Origin of the sequence: Williamsia sp. (assembly GCF_016462415.1) — a bacterium.
GTDB lineage: Bacteria > Actinomycetota > Actinomycetes > Mycobacteriales > Mycobacteriaceae > Williamsia_A.
On the sequence record NZ_JAEMTF010000205.1, the window covers coordinates 1 to 2774 of the forward strand.

The 2774-nt window shown below is 67.7% G+C and carries 3 protein-coding genes; all 3 read right to left on the bottom strand.

Translation table 11 applies throughout. The features are described 5' to 3' along the window. Positions 1 to 108: 108 nt before the first annotated feature. Positions 109 to 693: a DJ-1/PfpI family protein gene (locus tag JHC79_RS23265; RefSeq protein WP_296395392.1), complete on the bottom strand. Its 585-nt coding sequence runs from the start codon at positions 691 to 693 to the stop codon at positions 109 to 111. 90 nt (positions 694 to 783) lie between these two features. Next, a complete protein-coding gene (locus tag JHC79_RS23270) occupies positions 784 to 1635 on the bottom strand; it encodes a type IV toxin-antitoxin system AbiEi family antitoxin domain-containing protein (protein ID WP_366783270.1) in 852 nt (283 codons plus the stop codon). Between the two features lie 136 nt (positions 1636 to 1771). Beyond that, a complete protein-coding gene (locus JHC79_RS23275) occupies positions 1772 to 2659 on the bottom strand; it encodes a TIGR03621 family F420-dependent LLM class oxidoreductase (RefSeq protein WP_296395396.1) in 888 nt (295 codons plus the stop codon). Between the last annotated feature and the right edge of the window lie 115 nt (positions 2660 to 2774).

The window sequence follows — 2774 nt, forward strand, 5'->3', positions numbered from 1 at the left end:
GTCCCGGGATTCCCGGATCGGCCGTGAGAATCACACTGAATACAACCCTCGACGGGCTGCGCCGTCGAGATCTTCTCCGATGGGGTCTCGGTGAGGGTCAGCGGCGGACTATCCGGTGCCCCACATCCACTCCATCTCCTCGACCACCGCGGCGTGCGTTTCCGGCCCCGCCAGCTCGCGTACGACGTCGAGCGCCAGGTCGACGCCCGCCGACACCCCGGCCGAGGTGCGGATCGCGTCGGACGACCGCACGAACCGCGGTCCGCGCAGCACCGTCGCCGACGGTGCGATATCCGCCAGCAGGTCGAATGCCGTGTGATGGGTGGTGACCTCGAGCCCGTCGAACAGTCCTGTGGAAGCGACCGGAAGTGCGCCGGTACAGACGGTCAGCAACAGCTCGGTACGACCGGCGCGGTCACGGACCCAGTCGAGAAGTCGTTCGTCGGCGAGCAGCGCTCGGGACCCTTTTCCGCCGGGGATGATCAGCACGTCGGCAGGCGGGGCGTCGTCCAGGGAGTGGTCGGGGAGGACCGTGAACCCACCTCGGCCGACCGGACGGTCCGAGACGCCGACCGACGCCACCGTGAACGCGCTCGGGGAGGTCAGCTCGCCGGCGACGGTGAACACCTCATATGGGCCCGCGTAGTCGAGGACCTCCATGTCGTCGAAGGCCAGGATCTGGACGGTGCGCATGCGCCGACGGTAGTCCAGGTCGCGTCGACGATTCGTGCCTGTGCGCGTAGGCATCGACGAGTGAGGCCTGCTGTTCCGCAGGTGCACGATTCATCGACGATCGCGACGGCTACGGTGATGTGCCCGACGTCGAACGAGGTCGATGACCGCGTCCTCGCAGCTCGCCCAGTCGTGGACGACCTGGCGGTAGGTGAACCGCAGCGGGAGGTATCCGAGTTGAGCCAGCAGCCGATCCCGTGTGCGGTCGGATTCGTAACGGTCGACACCGGTGTGGTGGGCCACGCTGTCGACTTCGATGACGAGCCGATCGCCGACCAGGAGGTCGACATGACCCACCGAGGGCACATGGTGCTGGGTCGTGACCGCGATGTTCTTCGATCGAAGTCGCAACCGCACCATGGTCTCGGTGCCCGATTGCGCGTTGCCGTCGCACCGGTCGATCAGGTTGCGAATGTGCTGTGGAGCCGCGATCAGCGACGTGTGCAACTCGTCGGAGGTGACAAGACCGGAGTTGAGAGCCGAATCGCAGACCACCACGAACCCCTCGTGGTCGAGGCACCGTGCGGCATACCGCAACGCCGTCGCCACGTCGTCGATCGCGGACGCGGCACGGTGAACGTCGCCGTACACCCGGCATGCCCGAGCCACGGAGACACGTGCCCCGCGGGCAGGCGGCCGCAGGTGCAGTCCCTGCGGATGCTCTGGAATCCACACCCCGTGGCGACGCAGCGCATCGAGGCAGGTCAGCACTCCTCCCGCCGCCACTGCCCGGACCACACGGGGGTCGGCGACGGGCGTCGCGTACCAACCGTTACGCAGCCTGCGCAGGGTTCCGTGCCGAAGCAGGGCGCGGATGACGGTCTCACCGACGCCGATCTCGTCGAGCTGTCGACGCGTCACAACACCAGCGGAGCGCATTACGAGCTGCTCGAGGGACGTCATCACCGCAGTCTCGGTGCGTGCCGTCCACGTGAGAAGACCTAACAGCGCAGGTTGTGGACAACTCGCGGCGTCGACGATTCGTGCCGCTGCGGGCCGCCGTCGCTCCAGGGGCGATGCCGGTCCGTTGGCGCATGGTTTATCGACGCAGGATGTCGATGACCGCGGCGAAATCGTCGCGCGCGCTCTCGAGCACGGTGATGTTGCTGATTCCCGTGCGTGTTCGGACATCGACCAGCTTGTCGGCGATCTCGGCCGCGGTACCGACGAGCACCGTCGGCAGCGCGGCGAACTCGGCGATCGACAGGCCTGGCGCGTACTCGGCGTGTAGTTCCGCGGTGCGTCGTTCACGATCCTCGGTGACCGCGACAGCCTGAGCCAGCAGGTTCCACTCGATGTCGTCGGCCCGGGCACCCGCTGCGTCGCGCGCGAACCGGACACGTTCCTCGAGGTCGGTAGCCGAGTTCAGCGACATCGTCCCGTCGCGGTCGGTGCTCGCCCCGGTGAACCCGACGATGTCGGCGCGCTCGGCGGCGAGGCGGAGCATCTTGTCGCCGTTGCCGGCGAGGAACAGCGGGACGTGCGGCTGGGTGGGTCGCGGCGCGTACGACTCGTCGTCGAGGAGGTCGTAGACGGTCTCGACGGTGGTGCGCAGGTGCGCGACGCGCGTGCCCGCCGACTCGAACGGCAACCCGGCCTTCTCGAACTCGCCCCGGACATATCCGGTGCCGAGTCCAAGCTCGATTCGGCCGCCGGTGGAGACGTCCGCGGTGGCGACGTCGCGCGCCAGGATGGTCGGGTTGTAGAAGCCGGCGTTCAGCACGCAGGTGCCCAGTCGAAGGTGGTCGGTGACGCCTGCCGCGGCCACCAGCGCAGGGAAAGGACTCGGCAACCCCAGGTGGTCGGGCACCAGGAGGATGTCGTAGCCGAGCTCCTCGACTCGCCGGGCACCGTCGAGCCAGGTCTCGCGGTCGCCGACTGTGACCAGGTTGACGCCGAACCGGAACGGACGCTCTGAGGATGTCATCGGACAACCGTAGCGACGGTAAAGACCTGGTTCCAGCGCAATTCGCGGGACGCGAACCAGGCCCCACCGACCTTGCACTCGACCCACCCGAGTGCTAAAAAGGCTGTTGGCACTC